Origin of the sequence: Hyphomicrobium album (genome assembly GCF_009708035.1) — a bacterium.
GTDB lineage: Bacteria > Pseudomonadota > Alphaproteobacteria > Rhizobiales > Hyphomicrobiaceae > Hyphomicrobium_A > Hyphomicrobium_A album.
The window spans coordinates 1,873,669-1,897,164 of the sequence record NZ_WMBQ01000001.1; the positions used below are offsets into that span (position 1 = coordinate 1,873,669).

A 23,496-nucleotide genomic window follows, 5' to 3' on the forward strand; every position below is an offset into this window, starting at 1 on the left:
CGACGCGCTAGCCGTGAACCGCGCCCGCGGCGCGCTCGGCGAACTTGCGCGACCGGCGGCCGCTGCCGACGACCGTCACGCACGGTTCGCTGCGCACAAGTGCGGCAGCAAACGCGCGAACGTCGTCGACGGTCACCGCATCGACCTTGTCCATCAGCTCGGTGTTGGCGAGCACGCGATTGTGCGTCAGAACGTGACGCGCCATCTGCTCAGCGCGCGCCGCCGAGCTTTCTAAGCTCATCAGCAAGCCTGCCTTGAGCTGCGACTTGGAGCGCGCCAGCTCCGACGCGCCGGGTGCCTTATCGGCTGCACGTCCCAGCTCTACGCCGATCACGTCGATGAGCTCGCCCATCAATGCCGTTCCCGTTGCCGCATGAATTCCGAAAAGCCCCGCGTCCCGCAAACCCCACGCGGTCGAGTAGATCGCGTAACAGAGGCCGCGCTTCTCACGCACCTCCTGAAACAGCCGCGACGACATGCCCCCGCCGAACAGCCCCGAGAACACCTGGGCGGCAAAAAATGCATCGTCCCGATAGGAGGGACTGGGAAAGCCGATCAAGAGATGGCTTTGCTCGAAAGGCTTCTCCGAAACTCGCACGCCGCCGACATACTTTGCCGGGCGTTCCCCCGTTGTTCGCCGCTCGTCAGTGAGCCCTCCGAATAGGGCTTCAGCGTGGCGGACGATGTTTCCGTGGCGGACGGCGCCGGCGGCAGAAATCACCATGTTTCCAGGGCCATAGCGACGCCCGAGGAACCGCTTCAAATCCCCCGCGGTAAAGCTACCCACACTCGCAGGCGTTCCGAGGATCGGGCGCCCGACCGGCTGCTCGGGAAACGCCGCGTCGTGCAGCAAGTCGTAGCCGATATCGTCCGGGCTATCGCGGGTGGCGGCGATCTCCTGCAGGATCACCTGCCGCTCGCCTTCGAGCTCGGGCCGCCCGAAGGCGGATTCCTGGAGGATGTCGGCGATAAGGGTTAGCGCCACTTCGTCGTCGCCTCTCAACACGCGCGCGAAGTAGGCCGTCGTCTCCATGCTGGTGGCGGCATTGAGCTCGCCGCCCACTGCCTCGATCTCCTCGGCGATCTGCTGGGCGCTGCGCCGTCGCGTGCCTTTGAACGCCATGTGCTCGAGGAAATGCGAAATGCCGTGCTCGCGGTCGGTTTCGTGGCGCGCGCCGGTACCCACCCACAAGCCGAGCGACACGGTCTCGAGGTGAGGCATCGTGTCGGTCACGACCCGCAAGCCATTGGCCAGCGTCGTCAGCTCGACGGTCATCCACGCTGCTCCAGGACCGCGCGCGTGAGTTTCTCGACGATCCCTTCGGCCGCGCCGATGTCGTTGTCGATCGTGGTGATGCGCTCTTTCGCAGAGAGCAGGCCATCAAGCCGCGCGGGTAGGGCGGGGCGTTCGCCAGTGATGGCTTGCATCGCGTCGGGGAACTTGGCTGGGTGAGCCGTCGAGAGAATGACCTGCGGCGTACCGTTGTCGTCGAGGGTGCGGTCGGCTGCAACGATGGCGCAAGCCGTATGCGGGTCCGCGAGGTAGCCCGACTGCGCCCTGGTGCGCAGGATTGCCTCGACCACATCCGCCTCGCTTGCTGCCGCAGCGGCGAAATCGTTGCGCATCGCCTCGCCGAGCGACCCGAGGTCGAAACTGTTCGTTTCCTTGAGCGCACGCATCTTGGCCCGGATGAGCGGCGCGTCGCGCCCCGATGCCTCGAAAAGATAGCGCTCGAAGTTCGAGGAGATCTGGATGTCCATCGACGGCGAGGACGTCGCGACCACTTCGCGCATCTCATAGGCGCCGTCGTGCAGCGTGCGCGGCAGGATGTCGTTGACGTTCGACGCGATGACCAGCTTGTCGATGGGCAGCCCCATGCGCTTGGCCACATAGCCGGCGAAGATGTCGCCGAAATTGCCCGTCGGCACGACGAACGAGATCGCGCGCCGCGGTGCCCCGAGCGCAGCGCCGGCGACAAAGTAGTAGGTAACCTGCGCGGCGATGCGCGCCCAGTTGATGGAATTCACTCCGGCGAGCGATACGCGATCGCGGAAGCCGTGATCGTTGAACATCGCCTTCACGAGCGCCTGGCAATCGTCGAACGTGCCGCGCACGGAAATGGCGTGGACGTTGTCCTCCGTCGGCGTGGTCATCATGCGCCGCTGCACGTCGGAGACGCGGCCCTCGGGGAAGAGGATCGCCACGTCGACGCGCGGCGAGCCGCGGAACGCCTCGATCGCCGCCCCGCCCGTGTCGCCGGAGGTCGCACCGACAATCGTCGCTCGTTGCCCGCGGGCGGCCAGCACGCGGTCCATCAACCGTCCGAGGAACTGCATCGCCACGTCTTTAAAGGCGAGCGTCGGCCCGTGGAACAGCTCGAGAATGTAGCGGTTCGGGCCGATCTGAACGAGCGGCGTCACGGCGGGATCATCGAAGCCCGCGTAAGCTTCCGCCGCCATGCTGCGGAGTTCATCGCGCGGGATGGAGCCGCCGGTGAACGGGTAGATCACCTCGACCGCCACGTCGGCGAACGGCATGCCGGCGAACGAGGCGATCGTCTCCGGGGAAAGCGTCGGCCAGGCTTGCGGTACATAGAGGCCACCGTCGCGAGCCAGCCCCGCCAGCACGACGTCTTCGAAGCCCAATGGGGGCGCCTCACCTCGGGTCGAGATGTAGTTCAACGCGGGTTGTTCTCCTTGGGAAGGATGCCCCGGGCACCCTAAAGCCGGTGAACAGGGCCTACAAGCAAGCGGGGGCCGCGATTCCGGGCTCCGCACAGCCTAGACGCGGTTAACCCCAACACATTGGCGCGCCGATGGCTAATTGGCCGCCGGCTGACGCCAGCGGCCGACCGCGAACACCGCAAACACTGCGACAAGTGCGGCGGCCAAGCCGTACCAGGTCAGCGCGTACTCCAGATGACGGTTGGGCAGCTCGAGCCGCGTCGTGCCACCCTTGGGCCAGCCGCCGGGCGGCGCCGGATCGGCTTCGGCGTCGAGGATGTAGCGGTGGACGCGGGCCGGCTCGCCGCCTGCGGCGTCGGCCATCGCGTCGATGTCGCGCCAATACCAGATGTTCCGCCCGGGGTCATTGTTCGGCTCAAACATGGCCTGCGGCTCGGGGTGCCGCAGCAGACCCACCACCTTCACGTCGCCGGTCAGCTGCCCTGCGGCGCGCTTCGCCGGATCCTTCAGATCGTTCGGCACGTAGCCGCGATTGACGAGGAGGATGCTGCCGTCGGCCAGCCGCAGCGGCGTGATGACGTGGAAGCCCGGTCCGTGCGTGCTGTCGAGCGCGTAGAGGTGGATTTCGTGATCGTTGAGGAACTGGCCCTCGACAGCGACGCGGGCGTACTCGACGTCGCCGCCGAGCGAAGCCCGATCCTCGATCGCCGCCATAGTGACGGGCTTGGCGTGGACGCGCTCGTTGATGGCGCCGATCAGACCCTGCTTCCAGGCCAGACGCTGCATCTGCCAGGTGCCGAGCCAGATCAGCAGCGCAAGCCCGGCGAGCGCCGCCAGGGCCGGCCACAACAAACGCTTCTCAAGGATGGTGCGCAGCATCAGAGGTGCTTGGGGCGAAGGTCAATCACGGGCGATGCGCCCCTCCTCGGCCTTGTTGCGGTACTGCAGGGCGATGAGCAGCGCCTTGAGGAACCGCAGGAGGCCGAGCGCGATCAGCGGCGTTCCCAATCCCCACAGCACGAGGTGCACCCAGACCGGCGGCTCGAAGGTGAATTCGACGTAGAGCGCCGCGCCGCAGATGAGGAACCCGAGAATGAAGATGGCGAACACCGCAGGCCCGTCACCGGTGTCGATGAAACGGTAGTCGAGGCCGCATCGATCGCAGCTGTCGCGCATCTCCAGCACATTCTTGAACAACGGGCCGCGTCCACAGCGCGGGCAGCGCGCCATGACGGCGGCGTAGATGGGCGAGACGGACGCTGACTCCGGCACGCGTGCGCTCCCTGCCAATGCTTGGCCCGCATCGGAATGACGGCGGGCATCGAGGGGCCAGAATAGCACGGGGCGGCACACTGGCCGCCCCGCGTAGAGTTCGGTGCGACGAAGGGCCGTTGCGACCCTTCGCCAAGTCCAGCCAGTAGTTAGTGGCCGCCGGCGCCGCCCGGGTGCGGGCCCGCGCCCCACACGTAGATGGCGGCGAACAGGAACAGCCAGACCACGTCGACGAAGTGCCAGTACCAGGCCGCCGCCTCGAAGCCGAAATGGTGCTTCGGGGTGAAGGCGCCGCGCAGCGCCCGGATAAGGCAGATGAGCAGGAAGATCGTGCCGATGATCACGTGCACGCCGTGGAAGCCCGTCGCCATGAAGAACGTCGAGCCGTAGATGTGGCCGGCGTAGCTGAAGGCGGCGTGCATGTACTCATAGCCCTGGAAGAACGTGAAGATGCCGCCCAGGATGACGGTGAGCAGCAGGCCGATCACGAGGCCGCGGCGGTCGTTCTTCAGCAATGCATGGTGGGCCCACGTCACCGTCACGCCCGAGGTCAACAGGATGATCGTGTTGAGCAGCGGGATGCCCCACGGGTCGAACGTGTGCTGGAAGATGCCCGGGGTCGGCGCGCCGGTAGCCGGGACCGTCAAGCCCGTACCTTCGGCCGGAATCGGAGGCCACTGGCCGCCAAGCAGTTGGTCGCGCGACACCTGTCCGACGACGTCGGTGGAGTTCAAGAGATCGTGGATGCTCTTGGGGAACAGCGCGACATCGAAGTAAGCCCAGAACCAGGCGACGAAGAACATCACCTCAGAGGCGATGAACAGGATCATGCCGTAGCGGAAGTGGAGCTGGACGACCGGCGTGTGGTCGCCATGCTGGCCCTCGGCGATCACGTCGCGCCACCAGAGGAACGCGCTGGTGACGACGCCGAGGACGCCGACCGCAAACACCCACGGGCCGGTGATGCCGAATACGCCGGCGCCTTCCGCCTGCGAGCGCATCCAAATGACCGCGCCGACCATCATGATGAACGCGGAGATCGAAGCGGTCACCGGCCAGGGGCTCGGATTTACAAGGTGGTAGTCGTGGTGCTTGGCGTGCGAAGCGGCCATTGTCGTGTGTCTCCCGTGGTCCCCGTTGGTGCTCCCGATCCCCAGTTTTTAGGCTCCCTGCCACTTTGGGTGAGAGCCTTGCCGCCGCGCCTCGGGACCGGTCCCTTAGCGTGGCAGCGGTTATCTAGTTTCTCATCCGCCTTTGCCTTCCGCGTTCGAGACCGCGGCTTGGCCTCCAACCTTCGTGGGCGTCCTCACCGGATAGAACGAATAGGACAACGTCAGCTCGGAGAGCTGCTTCGTCTCTTCGTCGGTGGCGAGTGCCGGATCGACGAAGAAGGACACCGCCATCTCCATCGATTGGCCCGGCTCGAGCCGCTGCTCGGTGAAGCAGAAGCACTGCACTTTCTGGAAGTGCGTTCCGACCGCGTCCGGCGTCACGTTGAAGATGGCGGTGCCGGTGGTCGGCTTGTCGGAAATGTTTGTCGCCCTATAGAAAGCCAGCGTGTTCTCGCCGATCTTGACGTCGAGCGAGGGCTGCACGGGCTCGAACTTCCACGGCAGCTCGGCCGCGACGTTGGCGTCGAAGTGCACCTTGACCACGCGGTCGAGGACGACGTCGGACCCCTTCTCGGCGCGCTGCGTGGTGCCCTGATAGCCGGTGACCTGGCAGTAGAGGCGGTAGAGCGGCACCGCGGCGAACGACAGACCGCCCATCGACAGAACGAGAAGCCCGCAAATCGCGGCGACGCGACCGTGGCGCTGCGGCGTGGGGCCCTTCATGTCGTTCCGATCGTGGGTCGCTGTCATCTGGTTCGCGGTCCTCACACCGGCCGATTGAACACGTTGCCGCCGAGGCGGACGATGGTCGCCGCGTAGAACAGGGCAACCAGCGCGGCGAGCGCCAGCGCGATGGCGAGCGAACGCATGCGCTGCCGACGCTGCCGCTCCTTCTCGTCCTGGTCCATCCCGCTCATCGCCAATGCCACCGCACGTTCCTCACGCCATCAACCGCCACACGGCATGCTCGCCGAGCATCACCGCGAAGAGCAGGAAGAGATAGAGGATCGAGAACCCGAAAAGCTGCTTGGCGGCGGCATCGGCCTCGCGGCCCTCGGTGATCGTGCGCACCCGCCAGGCAAGATAGAGGAACATCGCGCCGAGCACGATGGAGCTCACCGTGTAGACGACCCCGGTCAAGCCGATCGCCGAGGGAACAACGGCGAGCGGCACAAGGAGCAGCGAATAGAGCCAGATCTGCCGGCGCGTCTCGGTCGGGCCGGCGACCACGGGCAGCATCGGCACCCCGACGCGCTCGTAGTCGCGGCAGCGGTAGAGGGCCAGCGCCCAGAAATGGGGCGGCGTCCACATGAAGATGATGAGGAACATCAGCACGCTTTCGATGCTGACGCTGCCGGTCACAGCCGCCCAGCCGATCATGGGCGGGAACGAGCCTGCCGCACCGCCGATGACGATGTTCTGGGGCGTCAGCCGCTTCAGCCACATCGTGTAGATGAAGAGGTAGAAGGCGATGGTGATGGCGAGCAGCGCACCAGCCGTCCAGTTGACGAGAACGCCGAGCGTCAGCACCGAGAAGACCGACAGGACCGAGCCGAAGCTCAGTGCTTCGTCCGGCGTCAGGCGTCCGCGCGGAATGGGACGCGCGGCCGTGCGCGCCATGTGCGCGTCGATGTCGGCGTCGTACCACATGTTGAGTGCACCCGCGGCGCCAGCACCGATGGCGATGCACAGAAGCGCGATGATGGCGATAACGGGGTGGACGGAGCCCGGGGCAGCGACCATGCCGGTCAGCGCCGTGAACACGACGAGCGACATCACCCGCGGCTTCAAGAGTTCGACGAAATCGCCGACGCTCGAACCTGATACGGGCCCCAGCTGACCGACGTCGATATTTGGCGGCGTCCCTTGCATCTCACTCGACCCTTTGGCCGCGCATCGGCCTCCCTTCCTGGAGGTCCTGCTTGGCTTTGCCGGTCCTATTCGCCGCCGTCCGGTGGACGGCGGCCGAGGCCCGGAATTCTCCCCTCTTCAATCCAACGGGCGGAACGTTTAGCCCCGCCCGTTGAAATTCTCACATTGCCGAGGCCCTCAGTGGTGACCGGCGCCAGTGATGCGCGGCAGCGTCTCGTACGAGTGGAAGGCCGGCGGCGACGGCAGCGTCCACTCCAGCGTCGTGGCACCCGGGCCCCACGGATTGTCGGCGGCGACGCGGCGGCTCATGAACGCCACCAGCACGCCGACCAGGAACACGAGGGTGCCGAGCGCGGTGAGATAGGAGCCGATCGACGACACGTTGTTCCAGAAGGCGAACGCATCCGGGTAGTCGACGTAGCGGCGGGGCATGCCCGAGAGGCCGAGGAAGTGCTGCGGGAAGAACAGCACGTTGGCGCCGATGAAGGTCAGCCAGAAGTGCAGTTTGCCGAGCGTCTCGTTGTACACGTAGCCCGACATCTTCGGGAACCAGTAGTACCAGCCCGCGAAGATGGCGAACACGGCGCCGAGCGACAGCACGTAGTGGAAGTGCGCGACGACGTAGTAGGTGTCGTGCAGCGCGCGGTCGACGCCGGCGTTGGAGAGCATGACGCCCGTCACGCCGCCCACGGTGAACAGGAAGATGAAGCCCAGCGCCCACAGCATGGGCACCTTGAACTGGATGGAGCCGCCCCACATGGTGGCGATCCAGGAGAAGATCTTCACGCCCGTCGGCACCGCGATCACCATCGTGGCGAACACGAAGTAGGCCTGCGTGTTCACGCTGATGCCGGCCGCATACATGTGGTGCGCCCACACGATGAAGCCGACGAGACCGATGGCGACCATGGCGTAGGCCATGCCGAGGTAGCCGAACACCGGCTTGCGCGAGAAGGTCGCCACGATGTGGCTGATCATGCCGAAGCCGGGCAGGATCAAAATGTAGACCTCAGGGTGTCCGAAGAACCAGAACAAGTGCTGGTAGAGCAGCGGGTCGCCGCCGCCCTGCGGGTTGAAGAATGCCGTGCCGAAGTTGCGGTCGGTCAGCAGCATGGTGATGGCGCCGGCTAGAACGGGCAGCGACAGCAAGAGCAAGAACGCCGTGACGAGCACCGACCAGACGAACAGCGGCATCTTGTGGAGCGTCATGCCCGGCGCGCGCATGTTGAAGATGGTGGTGATGAAGTTGATGGCGCCGAGGATCGACGAGGCGCCGGCGATGTGCAGCGACAGGATCGCGAAGTCCATCGCCGGGCCGGGGTGGCCCGAGGTCGACAGCGGCGCGTAAGCCGTCCAGCCGGTACCGACGCCGAGACCGCCCGGCGGGCCCTCGACGAACAGCGAGATGAGCAGCAGTCCCAGCGCGGCCGGCAGCAGCCAGAACGAGATGTTGTTCATGCGCGGGAAGGCCATGTCCGGCGCGCCGATCATCAGCGGCACGAACCAGTTGCCGTAGCCGCCGATCATGGCCGGCATCACCATGAAGAACACCATGATGAGGCCGTGGCCGGTGACGAACACGTTGTACATGTGGCCGTCGGCGAAATACTGCATGCCCGGCTCTTGCAGCTCGAGGCGCATGGCGACCGACAACGCACCACCGATCAAGCCGGCGATGATCGCGAAGATCAAGTACATCGTGCCGATGTCTTTGTGGTTCGTCGAGAACAGCCAGCGTTTCAAGCCGGTGGGCGCGTGGTCGTGGCTGTCATGTGCTGTACTTGCCGTGCTTCCCATGGTGCGTTCGCCCTGTCAGATCGGAGTGTTGTTGCCGGGCTTTACCCGGATCCTCATGCGGTTTTCTGGTGCGAGCCGATCACTTGGCCTGCGTCGCGTCGTCGGTCTTGGCGAACTTGCGCACCCCGGCCTGCTCGAGCGCGGCCTGGCGAACAACGCCCTTGGCCTTCTCGAGGAGATCCTTCTTCTGCTTCAGAAGCTCCTTGCGCTTCTCCTTGTCCTTCTCCGCGCCCGCCGCCTTGCCGACCTCGTTGGCCTGCTTCATGGCGTCGACCCAGCCGGCGTAGACCTCTTCCTTCACGACGCGCACGGCGATCGGCATGAACGCGTGGTCCTTACCGCAGAGCTCTGAGCACTGTCCGTAGAAGACGCCCTCGACAGTGGGCTTGAACCAAGTGGACGTGACGCGACCGGGAACGGCGTCGACCTTCGAGCCGAAGCCCGGAATGGTCCAGTCGTGAATCACACCGTCGGGCGCCGCCGTGATGAGCACGGTGACGACCTTGTTGACCGGAACGATGACCTCGTTGTCGACGGAGAGATTGCGCACTGCCGGCAGGCTCTGGGCCTTGAGCTCCTCGAGGCCGGCGTCGTCGAGCATGCGCGTTTCGAACGCGATGCCGAGCTCGGGATAGGCGTGCTCCCAGTACCACTGGTAGCCGGTTGCCTTCAGCGTGAGGTCCGCTTTTGGATAGCTGTACTGGAGATTGAGGAGGCGGAAGGAGGGAATGGCTATGGCGACGAGGATGAGGATCGGGACGACCGTCCACGCAACCTCGAGGATCGTATGGTGGGTGACCTTCGACGGCGTCGGGTTGGCGCGCTCGTTGAAGCGGTACATCACGTAGAGCAGCAGCAGCATCACGAAGACGGTGATGGCCACGATGATGATGTTGACGAAGTCGTAGAACTTATGGATTTCCTCGGCCACCGGTGAGGCGGCGCCCTGGAAGCCCATCTCGCCCGGCGACGGCTGGCCCATGGCGGCCCATGCTACCGAAGCCCCAAGCAACAGCATCACAAATGCTGCGGCAGGTGCCGAGCAAAGCAGTCGTCTCAACATTCATCCGCTCCCAAGTGCTGCTCGGCTCGTTGGCCGAGACCCTCCCCACGACAGGCGCTGTTTTTGATCCAGTTCGCCCGCAACAACCGCGCCGGTGCCGAAGCCGCCGAGCGCAGGACGCACGTCCCCAATTGGGAAAAGAGCACAATCGACTTCCATGCCTCAAGTCAAGCTTAATGCGGCATTTCCACGCGTTGCGGCGCTTCTTAAAAATCCGCTCGCATCAGCGAAAAGTCTGACCTACGTCAGGTCCAAACTTTGGCCCGATTCCGGGAACACGACGATCACGCGTCGGACGCGGCGCCGGCGCAGACCTCAGGAGCAGCGCGTGCACAAAATCGACCCGGCTGTCGGCCCCGTTTGCCGCAGCGCACTAAGCGCGCTCGCCCGCCGCGGCGGCTTCCAACTGGCAGTGCTTTTTGCCGCTCTTGTCGGCACCACGCTCCCTGGCTTGGCGCAAGAGGGCACCGTCAAGGCGCAGCACGGCGACTGGCAGCTCGTCTGCAAGGATCCCCCGCCCGGCGCGAAGAACGAGGTTTGCGCTCTGGTGCAGAGCGTTACGGCCGAGGACAAAGACAACATTGGCCTCACCGTCTACTTCCAAAAATTCTCGAACGGCACGCGCGTTCTGCGCGTATTCGCACCGCTGGGAATTCTTCTGCCCCCGGGCCTCGGGCTCAAAATTGACGACAAGGATGTGGGGCACGCGCCGTTTTTGCGCTGCCACACGTTCGCCTGTTACGCGCAAGTTGTGGTTGAGGACCCGCTGATCGAGCAGTTGAAGAATGGGAAAACGGCAATCTTCATCATCTTCCAGGCGGAAGAGGCGGGGATCGGCATTCCGATCTCGCTCGGCGGCTTCAAGGAAGCTCTGGCAGAGCTGAAATGACCCGAGCCGAGGCTTAGAAAAAGACCAAGTCGCTCCCCTTCCGCGGCGCCATGGCGCCGCCGGCGAGAGCTCCTAGCTCGTTAGATCACCTAGGCCGCCTTGCGGTCCCGCGCCCGGTTGCTGCCCGCCTGATCTTTGGTCTCAGGGAAGGCGATATAGTCGTGGGCGTTGTGGAGGGCTTCCTCCGAAATCGCCGCGAAGTTCGGAAGACCGGCGGCCGCGAGCGCATTGGTCACGCGCCCGACGCTCTCGGTGTAGTCCTCATATGCGCTGCGCCAGAACTGAGTCTGGACCGCCATCAGGTCTTGTGGCGTCCGGCACTGGGCAGCGCGGGCCGGGATCTGCATGTAGGCCTGGGCACGCCGATTGAAGAAGCCGAGCATCTCAAGCTGTGTGCGAGCGAGGCCCTTCAGGAACGGGTCGTAGGCTTGGCCGAATGCCTCGAGACCGCCGAAGTACATCTGAAAGGCGCTGTGAGCAGGGGATTTGCCGTTCGCATGCGAATTCGACGCATGAGCAACCATGGTACGTCCTCCCTATTGCGGACGGCCTGATTGCGGCGGGGGAGCCGGGGCTGGAGGCCGTCTCCATTGAAGGCTTGAAGCAACCCTTACGAAGGAAATTATATCAACTGAAGTGGTCGGCAGGATGACAGAAAATGGTTCTATGCACAGGTCGAATCACCTGACGTCGCGCAATCGTTATCCATGCTTCAAATGAGAATTGCATTGACACAAGGTTGCACATCCCTCTTTCTTGGTTAATCCACAGGTTTATTTCGTGGTCCGTATAATCCAGTTCTGCGTATTTCCATGGCGGGGGCGTCTCTCAAAAGCGTGCAGCGCTGGCTGACGGCGATGACGATCGCCGTCGGAATTCTGTTTTCGACACCGCTGGTAGCGCAAGCCGAGCCTGCCACACCAGGATGGCGCGAGGTGTGGACGGGCGTCGATGCCAGCAGCCACGTCTGGCTGCTCTACGGTGGCGTGACCGTGGCCCCGCACAGCGACATCTTCAGCGAAGGCGTGCGTTTGCGGGTCGCCGGCGGATACGGCGGCTACACCTATGAGGGCGAGCGACGCGGCCAGTTGCAGGCGTTCAACGCGAGGACGGCCTACGCCGAGGCGCTGGTGGGCTACTACAAACAGTTCGGGCCGCTGTTCGCCAAGGGCTTCGTCGGCGTCGCCGCGATCGAGCATGACGTCGACCCGATTGATCCGGAAAATCCTGTGCAGGGCCAGGAGGTTGGGCCAAAGGTCGTCGCCGAGTTCTGGCTCAACATGGGGAGCTCGGCCTGGTCGCAGGTCGACCTGTCGTGGACCAGCGCGCACCAAACCGCCGCCGCACGCCTGCGGGCCGGCTACCGCATTTGGGGCGACCTCTCCGTCGGCCCGGAAGGCGGCCTAAATTCCAATGACTTAGGCGAGGACGCGCGGGCCGGGCTCTTCGCCCGCTACGCTTGGGCGGGTGGGGAATTCTCGCTCGCCGGGGGCTTTGCGGGGCGGTTTCTCGAGGACGCCCAGTCGCTCAAAGACCCCTACGCCAACGCCAACTTGCTGATGCAGTTCTAAGTCGGCATACCGGCCAAATTGCACGGCTTTGCACGCCGTTGCAGGCACCCCCGCGCCAAAATGTTGCACGCGGAACAGCGCCACAAGGGCGCCACGATAGGATGCAAACAAAACGATTGTTCGTTTTGTTTTGTGCCAGTAGAAGGCACGTGCTCAGCAACTGTTCACCCAAGCAGGCTCACGAAGCCACCATGCCGAAACTGAAACCAGCGACCCAGCGCGCCCGCCGCGAGCACATCCTCGACGCCGCCGAGTTTTGCTTCGCGCGCGCCGGCTTCCATCGCACCACCATGCAGGACATCTGCAAGGAGGCGTCGATCAGCCCCGGCGCGCTCTACGTCTACTTCAACTCGAAGGAAGACCTGATCGCCGGCCTCGCCGAGCGCGATCGCTCCGAGTTCGCCGAGCGCTTCGCCGAGGTGTCGGCCGCCCCCGACTTCATGGAGGCGCTGTCGAAGCTCGGCGACCATTACTTCCGCGAAGAGCCCGCCCACCGCCGTATCATGTGTCTGGAGATCGGCGTGGAGTCGACGCGCAATCCGCGCGTCGGCGAGATCTATCGCGCGGTCGATCGCTTCGTCGAGGAGAGCTTCGAGAAGCTGTTCGCCAGGCTCGCTGCCGAAGGACGCATCCATCCCGATCTCGACATCCCGACGCTGACCAAGGTGTTCTCGATGATCGGCGACGGCCTGTTCATGCGCCGCGCGCTCGATCCCAACTTCGACACCGACAAGCTCGTGCCGGCCGCCATGTCGGTCATCGGCAGGCTGCTCAATGCCGGCGCGCCCGCGCCTCAACAGACCATCGAAAAGAAAGACCGCCAATGAAGCGTCTGCTCATCATTGTCGTGGTACTGGCCGGCGCTGCGGGTGCAGGCGCCTTCCTCGCCCCGCACTTCGCGCCGAAGCTCGTCCCCTATCTGACCGCCTTCAGCGAGGGCCACGCCGCGCGCGAGGCGGAGGACGACAAAGTCAGCGCCGCAGCACCGCCGCCGGCCGTGTCCGTCGTGAAGGCAGCGCAAGCCGACTTCACCGAGCTGGTCGTCGTATCGGGCTCGCTCGTACCGCGCGATGAGATCCTCGTTGCACCCGAGGTCGAGGGCTTCCGCGTCCTCGAGCTGATGGTCGATGAGGGCGACCGCGTGAAGAAGGGCGCCGTTCTGGCGACGCTCGTGCAGGAATCGCTCGACGCGCAGCTGGCGCAAAACGAAGCATCGGTGGCGCGCGCCGAAGCAACGATCTCGCAGAAGCGCAGCCAGATCGCCGAGATGACGGCAAAGGTCGCCGAGGCGGCGGCCAACTTCGAGCGGGCCAAGCCGCTGAAGAATTCCGGCTATGTCTCCGGTATCACCTACGACCAGCGCGAGGCGGCGGCGAAGACCACCGCAGCCCAGCTGCAGGCCGCAGAGGACGGATTGAAGCTCGCCGAGGCCGAGAAGAAGCAGGTCGAGGCGCAGCGGCGCGAGCTCAACTGGCGTCTTACGAACACCAAGGTCACCGCCCCTTCCGACGGTCTCGTCAGCCGGCGCACAGCGCGCATCGGCGGCATGGCCTCGGGTGCCGGCGAACCGATGTTCCGCATCGTGGCGCGGGGCGAGGTGGAGCTCGACGCCGAAGTGATCGAAACGGAGCTCGGCAAGATCGCCGCCGGCCAGAAGGCGCGCGTGGACGTCGCCGGCGTCGGCGTCGATGGCCTCGTGCGCCTCGTGTCGCCGGAAGTCGACAAGCTGACGCGTCTCGGCCGGGTACGCATTTTCCTCGGCACCGATCCGCGCTTGCGCATTGGCGCATTCGGGCGCGGCACCGTCTCCTCTGCCAAGAGCCACGGGCTCGGCGTGCCTTCGTCGGCGGTGATCTTCGATACCAGCGGCACCTTCGTGCAGGTCGTTCGCGACGGCCGCGTTGCCCGCCGCGACGTCGACACCGGCCTCATTGCAGGCGGTCTCGTCGAGATCCGCAGCGGCCTCAATGAAGGCGACGTCGTCGTGGCCCGCTCCGGCACCTTCCTGCGCGACGGCGACGCCGTGCGGACGGTGCTGCCCGATTCCAAGATCAGCGAGGCCAACTAATGCGCCTCAATATCTCGGCATGGTCGATCCGCCGGCCGGTGCCGGCGATCGTGCTGTTCGCGGTGCTGACCTTGCTCGGCGTCATCAGCTTCATGACAATGCCGGTGACGCGCTTCCCGAACATCGATATCCCGCTCGTCTCCATCACCGTCGTCCAGTCGGGTGCGGCGCCGGCCGAGCTCGAAACGCAGGTCACGAAAGAGGTCGAGGACTCCGTCGCCAACATCACCGGCGTCAAGCACATCGTCTCGACGGTGACCGACGGCCAGTCGATGACCCTCATCGAGTTCCGGCTCGAGGTGAACCAGGACCGGGCGCTCAACGACGTCAAAGACGCGATCGACAAGATCCGCCTGCAGCTGCCGCGCGACATCAACGAGCCGATCGTGCAGCGCATCGACGTCGAGGGGCAGTCGATCCTCACGTTCGCCGCGTCTTCACCCGGCATGACGCTGGAGCAGCTCTCTTGGCACGTCGACGACGTGATCAAGCGCCAGTTGCAAGGCCTCAAAGGCGTCGGCCGCGTCGAGCGCTATGGCGGCGTCGACCGCGAGATCCGTATCCTGCTCGATCCCGATCGCCTGCTGGCACTCGGCATTACCGCCGCCGAGGTCAACAACCAGGTGCGCGCCACCAACGTCGACCTAGGCGGTGGCCGCGGCGAGGTGGGCGGCCAGGAGCAGGCAATCCGCACGCTCGCCGGCGCCCGCCGTGTCGAGGAGCTTGCCGAGACGAAGATCCTTCTTCCGGGCGGCAGGCAAGTGCGCCTGTCCGATCTCGGACGCGTCATCGACGACGCCGAGGAGCAGCGCTCGTTTGCGCGCCTGAGCGGCGAGCCGGTGGTGACGTTCTCGGTGTTCCGCTCCAAGGGCTCGAGCGAGCTATCGGTGGCCGACGTCGTCAACGCCAAATTGGCGGAGCTGGAGAAACAGTACCCCGACGTGCGGCTCACCAAGATCGACGACGCCGTCGCCTATACCCGGGGCAACTATCACTCGGCCATGGAGACGCTGATCGAAGGCGCGGTGCTCGCCGTGCTGGTCGTGCTCGTCTTCCTGCGCAATTTGCGCGCCACGCTCATTGCCGCGGTGGCGTTGCCCCTGTCAGCCATCCCCACGTTCTGGGCGATGGACTTGATGGGCTTCTCGCTCAACCTCGTCAGCCTGCTCGGCATCACGCTCGTCACCGGCATTCTCGTCGACGACGCCATCGTCGAGATCGAGAACATCGTGCGCCACATGCGCACCGGTAAGTCGCCGTATCGCGCCGCCGTCGAGGCCGCCGACGAGATCGGCCTCGCGGTGATCGCGATCTCGCTCACCATCGTGGCGATCTTCTCGCCCGTGTCGTTCATGGGCGGCATCGCCGGGCAGTATTTCCGGCAGTTCGGGCTGACCGTCGCCATCGCCGTGCTGATCTCCCTCCTCGTGGCACGCCTCATCACGCCGATGATGGCCGCCTATCTCATGCGCCCCATTAAAGAGGAGCATGAAGGCAACGGGTTCGTCATGCGTGCCTACGTCGGCTTCCTGCGTGCGACGCTGAAGGTGCGCTACCTGACGCTCGTCGTCGGCCTCGGACTGTTTGCCGGCTCCATCTATGCGACGACGCTACTGCCGACCGGATTCATGCCCGACGAGGATACCTCGCGCGTCGTCGTCTCCGTCGAATTGCCCCCCGGCTCGACGCTCGAGAACACGCGCACGACCACGGACACGATGGGCAAGGTGTTGAAGACCATCCCGGAGGTGAAAAGCGTGTTCGTGCTCGGGGGCGCGACACCGACCGGCGGCCTCGACATCCGCAAGGCGTCGCTGTTCGTGAATCTCGTGCCGAAGACCGAGCGCGACCTGCCGCAGAAGACGATCAAATCGATCATTTCCAGCAAGCTGTCGAGCGTGGCCGACTCGCGCGCCTGGTACGTGAACGAGCGCGGCGAGCGCGAGCTGTCGTTCTCCATGCTGTCACGCGACGGCGAGGAGCTGAACGACGCCGTCCGCAAGCTGGAAGGGGCGCTGCGGCAGGTGCCGGGCTTCACCAACGTCGCGGCCGACGCGGCGATCGACCGACCGGAGCTGCGCGTCGTGCCGAAGTTCGACGCGGCGGCTCGGCTCGGCGTGGCGCCGAGCAAGATCGCGGAGACGATCCGCGTCGCCACCATCGGCGACATCGACGCCAACCTCGCCAAGTTCAATGCCGGCGACCGCCTCATACCGATCCGCGTGCAGATCGCCGAGAACGCGCGCACCGACATGCAGCGCCTGAAGAACCTGCGGGTGACCAATACGACCGGCACGGCGATCCCGCTTGCCGCGGTGGCCGACGTCAACTTCGGCCGCGGGCCGAGCGCGATCAACCGCTACGATCGCGAGCGCCGCGCTCTCATCGGCGTCGACCTCGAGACGCGCTACGCCATGTCGGGCGGACGCGAGACGTTCCTCAAGGTGTTCGAGGAGCAGAAGCTACCGCCCAGCGTGCGCCTGCAGGCCTCGGGCGACGCCGAGATCCAGGACGAGGTGGCGACCGGCTTCATGACCGCCATGGGCACCGGCCTGATGATCGTGTTCGGCGTGCTGGTGCTGCTGTTCGGCAGCGTCGCGCAGCCGGTGACGATCCTCATATCGCTACCGTTGTCGTTCGGCGGCGTGGTGCTGGCGCTGCTGGCGACGAACAACTCGGTCAGCATGCCGGTGTACATCGGCCTGTTGATGCTCATGGGCATCGTGACCAAGAACGCCATCATGCTCGTCGATTTCGCGGTCGAGGAAGTGGCGAAGGGCATTCCGCGGTTCGAGGCGGTGATCGACGCCGGCCGCAAGCGCGCCCGGCCGATCGTGATGACGACGCTCGCCATGGTCGCCGGCATGGTGCCCAGCGCCATGGCGCTCGGCGACGGCGGCGAGTTCCGCGCGCCGATGGCAATCGCGGTGATCGGCGGCCTGCTCGTGTCGACCGTGCTGTCGCTGGTGTTCGTGCCGTCGTTCTACACCGTGATGGACGACATCGGCCGCTTGGTGTGGTGGATCTTCGGGCGGTTCATCGGCCCGACCGACGAGTCGCCGGAGTATTTGGCGGAGCAGCTACAGCAACAGCGGCAGCATTCTCCCGCGCCGGCGCATCCCGCTCCCGCTGAGTGAGCGCCCAGCATTCGGGGTGTTGCTCCCCGCTCGTGAGGCAGCGGCAATCCAGCGCTACAATTTGTCATCCTCGGGCTTGTCCCGAGGATCCAGCGCGACGCACACACCTTCGTTGGCAAAGCGAGTTGGGACGTGGATCCTCGGCTCAGGGCCGAGGATGACAGTTTTGAGTGCTTCGCGGGAGCGGTAGTTCGGAAGCGCGTGCGCCTCCCCACTCCGTCATCCCCGCGCAGGCGGGGACCCAGGACACAGCGCGGATCGGGTGGCCGCTTTGATCGTTACTGCGGCCAAACTGATGCGTGACTAGGTTCCCGCCTGCGCGGGGATGACGAGGTTGGCTGGATAGCGCGGGGAGGGCCGTCCATGCGGTGCATGGCTTCGCCATGACGCGGCCATGACGTCTATCGTTGCTGCCCCTCACCCTGCCCCTCTCCGCAGGCGGGGAGAGGGGTATGAATATGAAAACGGGCGCATCGTGAGATGCGCCCGTTGCGATTTCCGAAGATGTGCCGCGCTTACTTCGTCGAGGCCGTAGCATCGAGCTTGAAGAACACGTCGACGCGCATGCCGGTCAGCAGCGGCGGGGCGCCCTCGAGGTCGACGACCGCCTCCAGCACCTCGACGTCGTTGGGACGACGGGGGCCGCGCGACTGGATGTTGGGCGGCGACAGCGACTGGGCGATGGACGTCACCTTGCCCTCGAAGTCCTGCTCCGGATAGGCGTCGGCGCGGACGATGACGCGCTGGCCGACGCGGATCTTGGCGGCGTCGCGCTCCTCGACCTCGGCGCGCACCTTCATGGTGCTCAAGTCGCCGTAGATGACGAGCGTGTTCTCCGGCGATGGCGCGGCGACCTCGCCCTCCTTGGCGATGACGTTGAGCACGGTGCCGTCGAACGGCGCGCGGATGCGCGTGTGCTCGACGCCGAGCTCGGCGCCGGTCAGCTCGGCGCGGGCGACCGTGAGGGCGGCCTCGAGCCGGGTCGGCAGCGGCATGCCCGACTTGGCGTTCACGGAAGCGAGATTGGCGCGCTCGTCGGCGAGCTTCTTGCGGGCGTCCTCGAGCTTGGTGCGCCCCTTGTCGACCGCATCCTGGGCGCCGTTGTGGTTGCGCTTCTGGTCGAGGGCGTCGTCGAACTCCTGCTGCGCGCCGAACACGGAGCGCTCGGCGGCGGCGACGGCATCCTCGGCGTTACGACGCTCGAGCTGCAGGCCGCGCGCGTCTTCCTCGTTGCGCTCGCGCACACGCACCTGGGCTTCGGCGTTGGCACCGACGACCTTGGTGATGGCGTCGTCGTCGTCGAGGCGGACGAGCAGATCGCCGTTCTTCACCTGGTCGTTGAGGTTGACGGGAATGTCGACGATGCGGCCGCCGACCTCGGCGGTGACACGCACCTCGCCGCTCTTGGGCTCGACGCGGCCGGTGGCCGAAGCGGCCCACGTCGGCTGCATGGCGGCGGCGGTCGTCTGGTTGTTGTTGCTGTTCGCCGGCTTGGCGCCGTTATCGGTCGACGCCGCCTGGGTGGTCTTCTCCTCGGCGATCGGCCCCCAGCTGACGCTGTTGACGTAGAAGCCGACGGCAACCGCAAGGATGCCGGCGATGCCGAGCGTGATGACCGTGGGATTGACCTTTTTAAGCATGGGCCTTCCGTCTCTTTGTAAGATCTGCAATTTCCGGGGCATCGAGGCCCTCTGGGCGGCGCTCTTCGCCGACAATACGTCCGTCCTCAATGCGCACGACGCGGTCCGCGTAGCTGAGCGTGCGCGGATCGTGGGTGACCGCCAGGACGCTGCGGTGCTGCTCCTTGGCGATGCGCGCGAGCAGCGCCATCACTGCGTGGCCGTTCTCGCCGTCGAGCGCGGCGGTCGGCTCGTCGGCCAGCACGATGGATGGCGAGGAGGCGATGGCGCGGGCGACGGCCACGCGCTGCTGCTCACCACCCGAGAGGTTGCCGGGGTAGCTCTTGAGGCGGTAGGCGAGGCCGACGTCGCGCAGCACTTCCTCGGCGCGGTTGGCGGCGGCGAAGCCCTTCTGCCCGCGCACGTCGAGCGCGATGCGCACGTTCTCCAGCGCGGTGAGCGTGGGGAACAGGTTATAGGACTGGAAGATGAAGCCCATGTGCTGCCGGCGCAGGTGCGCCAGCTCCTCGGCGCTGAGCCGGTCGGTGGAGGTACCGGCGACGCGCAGGACGCCGGAGGTGGGCGTCAGGATGCAGCCGAGGATCGACAAGAGCGTGGTCTTGCCGGAGCCCGACGGCCCCATGAGAAGCGTCAGCTCGCCGGGCACTAGGGTGAGGCTGGCGCCCTTCACGGCGCGCACCTTGCCAGCGCCGGAGCCCAGCTCCTTGACGATGTCGATGGCTTCGAGGACGGGCGCTTCGCTCATCTGTTGAATACCGTTGCAGGATCGATCTTCGTGACCTTGACGATCGCCGACAGCGCCGAGATGGCGCACATGCCGACGGTCAGTGTGAATAGCCAGAACGCCAAGCCCGGCGTCATCACCATGGGCAAGGCGGTGTTCCTACTGAACACCAGGATGGTGAGTGCAATCGAGATGCCGAGAGCATAGCCGACGACGGCGCTGATGCCCGCCTGGGCCAGGATAACCTGGTGAATATATCCCGATGATGAACCCAGCGCACGCAGGGTGGCAAACTCGCCCAAATGGTCCTTTGTGCTCGAATAGAGGGTCTGCGCCACGATGACGGTGCCGACGAGGCTGCCGAGCAGAGCGCCGCCGATCAGCGCCACGCCGGCGCCGGTACGGAACAGCCACTGCTTCAGGCTGCGGTCGCGGAATTCCCCTTGGGTGAGCACCTCGGCGCCTTCGAGGCGCCCCTGCAGGTCGTGGCGGACCTTCTCGACATTGGCGCCGGGCTGCAGCTGGACGAGGTAGAACGTCACGCCGTCGGAGTCGCCGAAGATGCTGCGCGCCCGGTTGAGCGGCACGTAGGTGTAGGGCGCCTGGGTGAAGGAGCGGACGCCGTCGGTGAGGGCGCGGATGCGGACACGGCTGTTCTGTACCTGGGCGGTATCGCCGATACCCTTGACGCCGAGCTCGTTGAAGTAGCTCTTGTCGATGGCCACGGCCTCGGGTGACTTGATGTCCTCCCAAGTGCCCTGCACCAGGTTGAACGGCTCGAGACCGCCGTCCTCCGCGTCGCTGCCGACGATGACCACGCGCGTCGAGCCGCCCGCGGGCTTGCGCCATTCGGCGAAGCGCACGATCAGCGGGATCACGGCTTTGACGCCCGGCGTAGCCAGGGCCTGATGGCGCTCGCGCGAGGTCAGCAGCATGCCGCCGTCCTCAAAGCTTTTGGCGCCGTAGACGGTGATCCACAGATCGGCTTTCGCGTGATCGATATTGTCCGTGATCATCTTGCTCGCGCCGAGATACAGCCCGAGTTGCACAGCGACCAGAACGATCGAAAACAAAATGCCGACGAGCGTGACCGCCAACCGGATGCGGTCATGAAACAGATTACGAAAGGCAAGCGTCAGGATCATCGATCGTTCCCGCACTGAGTTGGGCAAGGCATCGGCCATACGCCGACAGCGCGGCTCTCGCCGCTGGTAACCCTCGAACTTGGCCTCGGAAAGGCGAACTCATGCTTAAGAGTTGCCCAAGTATAACGCGAAAGCGCGCCGCTCAGTAACAAGAGTGGCCGAGGCGCTCACCCTGCGTAAACGCGAAGAGGTCAAGAAAGAGGTAAGATCGAGCGATATAGGAAATATTTTGTTTACCCTGTTTCGCCCAGACTTGCGGCTCCGTGATCCTCCGACCAGCTTTCGCCGCTTTCAAAGCCTAATTGCGATCCCAATCTCTGGCACAATATTGGTGATGCTACCATGCGTCATGATCTTCCCCCCCGGAGCAGCCCGAAAACACGGGCGTCTCAAGCGCTTGCGTCCCTGGTTCTGGCCCTGAGCGCGGGTGCGGCCAACGCCGCGCCACCCCTCGAAACCGGCGTCTGGATCAACCACACCGGCAAGGGCGCGGTCGAGATCCGGCCTTGCGGACAAACCGGTGCTAGCGCCAAAGCTCTGTGCGGCTTCATCGTCTGGTTGAAGGAGCCGAACAAGAAGAACGGCGAGCCCCTCACCGACGGCTACAATCCCGACCCGGCGAAGCGCAAGCGGACGATCTGCGGCCTTCCCGTACTCGGCTCACTGCAGCGCGTAAGCGAAGGCTGGGACAACGGGTGGGTCTACGATCCCGAGCAGGGCGCCCAATTCGACGCCGCTATCGTCGCCGGCCGCGAGCGCCTGATTCTGACGGGCTACAAGGGCGTCAAGTTCTTCTCCAAGACGTTCAACTGGCGCCGGGCTCCCGCAGACCTGCCGCGCTGCGATCAGAACAAGCAGGCGCAGGGTGCGCCGCAAGGCATCGTGAAGAAGGCTGCCGTCGGCCCGCTTCCGCAGCTCATCGCCCCGCGCCCCGTACCGGCTGTCCGGCCTCCAGTGGTCGAATAGCCCAGCGCGACACGCGAGAACAAAAAAGCCCGGCGATCACCCGCCGGGCTTTTTGATTGTCTCAACGCAGACCCTCGATCAGGTCGTTGCGCCGCGTCCTTCTCCCCGACCTTTGCTCTGCTGCGCATCGGTGGCGGCAACGACGGCCTCCTCGGCGCGCACCTTGTCGAGGCGCGTCGTGAGGCGGTCGGCGAACTCCTTGACGCGCTCCATGACAACGGGGCGCTGCCGGTCGAGCGTGACCATGTGGTAGCAGTCGTCGAGGATTACGGTCTCAACGATGCCGGCGAGCTTGCGCTGCAGGAGCATCGCGTTCGACAGATCGCTCTGGTCGTCGTTGCGCGGGTGAAACACCAGCGCGTGCTGCTTGATCTTGCCGAGCAGCGGCTTGACGTTGCGCACGAGCCGGCGGAACTCGAGCACGAGGCCGCCACCGCGGGCGAACAGGTCCTCGATGGAATCCGCTTCCGACTGCACGCTGTCGAGAATGAAGCTGCGCAGGCGATCATCCTTGATGCCGTGCGGGGCGCGGGCGCGGAACTTGAAAAGGCGCGCTGCCCACTTGTCGTTCACGAGGCGGAACAGGCTGAAGTACCACGGGATCGCCCAGCCATTCGGCCAGAGCGTCGGTGAGAACAGCATCAGGCCGTGGATCTTCTCCGGTCGCAGCGCGGCAAGACGCAGCGCCAACATGCTGCCGGCCGACATGCCGCCGACGATCACCGCATCGCACTGCTGGGTCAGCTCGTCGTGCGCCTTCTCGAGCGCCGCGTACCAGTCTTGCCAGCTGGATAGCCCGGAAACGTCGGTGCCGCCGGCGAGGCCGGGGAGAAGCGGGCAATAAACGGTGTAGCCAAGCTGGGCCAGAGTGTGGGCTACGAACTTCAGCTCGATAGGTGAGCCGCCGAGGCTGTGTACGAGCAGTACGCCATTGCGTCCCCCCGGAACAAAAATGCTACCCCAAGCTGCCTTCATTTTCTCGCTGTTTTTCATTTCGTAACTGAACTCGCTCGCTAACTTAGAGCCAATCGATCCCCAACAGACTCCAGCCCGCGCGAGGTGTTCAGTCCGCGCTGCCGGGAGCTTGTCGCTGAAACTCTCTCTTTTTCGTTTCCTCGGTCGGGTGCCGATGCCGATCGAATGCCGGCCTGACGCCCTTGATTGGTAGTCGCCGCTTTAACTGAGGTCCCGGGCCCGCACGGCACGAGATGAGGTGGAGGGGAGTCACTGGCCGGAACGGCCGGGAAGTTCGATTAGGCACCTTGCCGCACGGGGCGGCTCGGACCGGCATTGGCACCGCCGTAGAAACCGTACCCGCTGACCTCGCCAGGCACGTACTCGAGCGCGCCGGGGGCGTCGAGCGGGGGCGTTGTCCAAGCAAGTTTGGGCCAAAGCATGGCGCGCGTGTGTCACGCGGACTGCCACCCCAGCGGGAGGCATCGCGCTCACCATGAGCAATGATTTCGTCGCGTCGGTCTTGCTGCACGGCGGCGGAAAGCCTTGAAATAACGCCGTTTCCGAACTTACATAATGACGATAAGTGTACGCCTGTTCT

The 23,496-nt window shown here is 65.2% G+C and carries 21 protein-coding genes; 6 read left to right on the top strand and 15 right to left on the bottom strand.

Annotation, left to right across the window (positions count from 1 at the left end):
- Positions 1–7: 7 nt before the first annotated feature.
- The 10 genes from GIW81_RS08985 to coxB form a co-directional block, all read right to left on the bottom strand.
- Complete coding sequence (locus tag GIW81_RS08985; RefSeq protein WP_154738891.1) at positions 8–1,276, bottom strand: M16 family metallopeptidase; 1,269 nt, start codon at positions 1,274–1,276, stop codon at positions 8–10.
- Positions 1,273–2,682: a threonine synthase gene (thrC, locus tag GIW81_RS08990; protein WP_154738892.1), complete on the bottom strand. Its 1,410-nt coding sequence runs from the start codon at positions 2,680–2,682 to the stop codon at positions 1,273–1,275. Before thrC ends, GIW81_RS08985 begins: the two co-directional genes overlap by 4 nt.
- Positions 2,683–2,820: 138 nt before the next feature.
- Positions 2,821–3,564, bottom strand: coding sequence for an SURF1 family protein (locus GIW81_RS08995; RefSeq protein ID WP_154738893.1), 744 nt, complete (start codon positions 3,562–3,564; stop codon positions 2,821–2,823).
- Between the two features lie 21 nt (positions 3,565–3,585).
- On the bottom strand, positions 3,586–3,915 hold the full coding sequence (locus GIW81_RS09000) for a DUF983 domain-containing protein (protein WP_154739601.1): 330 nt from the start codon (positions 3,913–3,915) through the stop codon (positions 3,586–3,588).
- Between the two features lie 191 nt (positions 3,916–4,106).
- Entirely contained in the window at positions 4,107–5,069 is a 963-nt protein-coding gene (locus GIW81_RS09005) for a cytochrome c oxidase subunit 3 (RefSeq protein WP_154738894.1), read from the bottom strand.
- Positions 5,070–5,201: 132 nt separating this feature from the next.
- Complete coding sequence (locus tag GIW81_RS09010) at positions 5,202–5,819, bottom strand: cytochrome c oxidase assembly protein (protein ID WP_229309126.1); 618 nt, start codon at positions 5,817–5,819, stop codon at positions 5,202–5,204.
- Between the two features lie 14 nt (positions 5,820–5,833).
- Positions 5,834–5,986 (bottom strand): hypothetical protein, encoded by a 153-nt coding sequence (locus tag GIW81_RS09015; RefSeq protein WP_210251917.1) that lies wholly within the window; start codon positions 5,984–5,986, stop codon positions 5,834–5,836.
- Positions 5,987–6,008: 22 nt separating this feature from the next.
- The gene (locus GIW81_RS09020; RefSeq protein WP_154738896.1) at positions 6,009–6,941 is read right to left on the bottom strand and encodes a heme o synthase; all 933 of its coding nucleotides are present in this window, start codon (positions 6,939–6,941) and stop codon (positions 6,009–6,011) included.
- Positions 6,942–7,118: 177 nt separating this feature from the next.
- Positions 7,119–8,738 carry a cytochrome c oxidase subunit I gene (gene ctaD, locus GIW81_RS09025; protein WP_154738897.1) on the bottom strand — a complete coding sequence of 540 codons (1,620 nt, stop codon included), beginning with the start codon at positions 8,736–8,738 and terminating at the stop codon, positions 7,119–7,121.
- Positions 8,739–8,817: 79 nt separating this feature from the next.
- Positions 8,818–9,801 (bottom strand): cytochrome c oxidase subunit II, encoded by a 984-nt coding sequence (gene coxB, locus GIW81_RS09030; protein ID WP_154738898.1) that lies wholly within the window; start codon positions 9,799–9,801, stop codon positions 8,818–8,820.
- 328 nt (positions 9,802–10,129) lie between these two features.
- On the opposite strand from coxB, the gene GIW81_RS09035 reads away from it, so the two are divergent.
- Positions 10,130–10,690 carry an invasion associated locus B family protein gene (locus GIW81_RS09035; RefSeq protein ID WP_324614944.1) on the top strand — a complete coding sequence of 187 codons (561 nt, stop codon included), beginning with the start codon at positions 10,130–10,132 and terminating at the stop codon, positions 10,688–10,690.
- Between the two features lie 89 nt (positions 10,691–10,779).
- Here the strand turns inward: GIW81_RS09035 and GIW81_RS09040 are convergent, their stop codons facing one another.
- Positions 10,780–11,214 carry a phasin family protein gene (locus tag GIW81_RS09040; RefSeq protein ID WP_154738899.1) on the bottom strand — a complete coding sequence of 145 codons (435 nt, stop codon included), beginning with the start codon at positions 11,212–11,214 and terminating at the stop codon, positions 10,780–10,782.
- A 288-nt stretch (positions 11,215–11,502) separates the two neighbouring features.
- On the opposite strand from GIW81_RS09040, the gene bcsS reads away from it, so the two are divergent.
- The 4 genes from bcsS (at position 11,503) to GIW81_RS09060 (ending at position 17,466) form a co-directional block, all read left to right on the top strand.
- Positions 11,503–12,261, top strand: coding sequence for a cellulose biosynthesis protein BcsS (bcsS, locus tag GIW81_RS09045; protein ID WP_154738900.1), 759 nt, complete (start codon positions 11,503–11,505; stop codon positions 12,259–12,261).
- Positions 12,262–12,452: 191 nt separating this feature from the next.
- Complete coding sequence (locus tag GIW81_RS09050) at positions 12,453–13,088, top strand: TetR/AcrR family transcriptional regulator (RefSeq protein ID WP_154738901.1); 636 nt, start codon at positions 12,453–12,455, stop codon at positions 13,086–13,088.
- Positions 13,085–14,329 (top strand): efflux RND transporter periplasmic adaptor subunit, encoded by a 1,245-nt coding sequence (locus GIW81_RS09055; RefSeq protein ID WP_154738902.1) that lies wholly within the window; start codon positions 13,085–13,087, stop codon positions 14,327–14,329. The genes GIW81_RS09050 and GIW81_RS09055 overlap by 4 nt, the downstream gene beginning before the upstream one ends.
- Complete coding sequence (locus tag GIW81_RS09060; protein ID WP_154738903.1) at positions 14,329–17,466, top strand: efflux RND transporter permease subunit; 3,138 nt, start codon at positions 14,329–14,331, stop codon at positions 17,464–17,466. The genes GIW81_RS09055 and GIW81_RS09060 overlap by 1 nt, the downstream gene beginning before the upstream one ends.
- Positions 17,467–17,981: 515 nt before the next feature.
- Here GIW81_RS09060 and GIW81_RS09065 read toward each other — a convergent pair.
- Genes GIW81_RS09065 through GIW81_RS09075 form a run of 3 tightly spaced genes read right to left on the bottom strand, consistent with a single transcriptional unit; the run spans position 17,982 to position 20,975 of the window.
- Complete coding sequence (locus tag GIW81_RS09065; RefSeq protein ID WP_154738904.1) at positions 17,982–19,106, bottom strand: HlyD family secretion protein; 1,125 nt, start codon at positions 19,104–19,106, stop codon at positions 17,982–17,984.
- On the bottom strand, positions 19,099–19,851 hold the full coding sequence (locus tag GIW81_RS09070) for an ABC transporter ATP-binding protein (protein WP_154738905.1): 753 nt from the start codon (positions 19,849–19,851) through the stop codon (positions 19,099–19,101). The genes GIW81_RS09065 and GIW81_RS09070 overlap by 8 nt, the downstream gene beginning before the upstream one ends.
- Positions 19,848–20,975, bottom strand: coding sequence for an ABC transporter permease (locus GIW81_RS09075; RefSeq protein WP_154738906.1), 1,128 nt, complete (start codon positions 20,973–20,975; stop codon positions 19,848–19,850). Before GIW81_RS09075 ends, GIW81_RS09070 begins: the two co-directional genes overlap by 4 nt.
- A 342-nt stretch (positions 20,976–21,317) precedes the next feature.
- On the opposite strand from GIW81_RS09075, the gene GIW81_RS09080 reads away from it, so the two are divergent.
- The gene (locus GIW81_RS09080) at positions 21,318–21,941 is read left to right on the top strand and encodes a DUF2147 domain-containing protein (RefSeq protein WP_154738907.1); all 624 of its coding nucleotides are present in this window, start codon (positions 21,318–21,320) and stop codon (positions 21,939–21,941) included.
- 78 nt (positions 21,942–22,019) lie between these two features.
- Here GIW81_RS09080 and GIW81_RS09085 read toward each other — a convergent pair whose 3' ends face one another.
- Positions 22,020–22,934 carry an alpha/beta hydrolase gene (locus tag GIW81_RS09085; RefSeq protein WP_154738908.1) on the bottom strand — a complete coding sequence of 305 codons (915 nt, stop codon included), beginning with the start codon at positions 22,932–22,934 and terminating at the stop codon, positions 22,020–22,022.
- Between the last annotated feature and the right edge of the window lie 562 nt (positions 22,935–23,496).